This is a genomic window from Enterobacter sp. SECR19-1250 (assembly GCF_013391025.1).
Lineage (GTDB): Bacteria > Pseudomonadota > Gammaproteobacteria > Enterobacterales > Enterobacteriaceae > Enterobacter > Enterobacter cloacae.
In genome coordinates, this window is the sequence record NZ_JACASJ010000300.1 from 1 (window position 1) to 654 (window position 654).

Sequence of the window (654 nt, forward strand, 5' to 3'; positions counted from 1 at the left end):
TCCAAATCTTTAATCTGCTCAACAAGATAGTGATAATGCTGTTGTAATTTCAGCAATAACTGGCTGAGGTAAAGAGGCAAACTATTATCCTCAAGAATGGTACTCAGTCGGCTAATAACGGCAGCTCCTCGGGGAACGCTAATGCCAAATTCCAGCAGAAAAGCATGCATTTGATTGGTTGTTTTTACCTTATCCTGAACCAGGGATTCACGGACACGATGCAGAGCCCGCATTGCCTGCTGAGATTCCGTTCTGGGCTGCACAAAACGCATAGACGGACGCGATGCAGCTTCACAAATAGCTTCGGCGTCGACAAAGTCGTTTTTATTGCTTTTAACGAACGGGCGGACAAATTGTGGTGATATCAGCTTTGGGGAATGCCCCAACTCTTCCAACTTGCGTGCCATAAAGTGAGAACCGCCACAGGCTTCCATTGCGATGGTTGTAGCGGGGCATGTCGCCAAAAATTCGATCAACTTTGGCCGGGTAAATTTTTTACGGTAAACAGCCTTCCCGCGACGATCCTGGCAATGAATATGGAAAGAGTTTTTACCCAGATCGATACCAATGAGCGCAATGTTTTCCATGATAGTTCTCCGAATGAAAGCCTGTCCTCAGCATAGTACCGGGAAGGAGGGAGTGACCATCTCATTA

1 pseudogene is annotated in these 654 nt (G+C 46.6%); it reads right to left on the reverse strand.

The window, feature by feature from the left end:
- Nucleotides 1–587, reverse strand: a pseudogene (locus HX884_RS26705) (IS110-like element IS4321 family transposase); the annotation flags it as partial.
- Between the last annotated feature and the right edge of the window lie 67 nt (nt 588–654).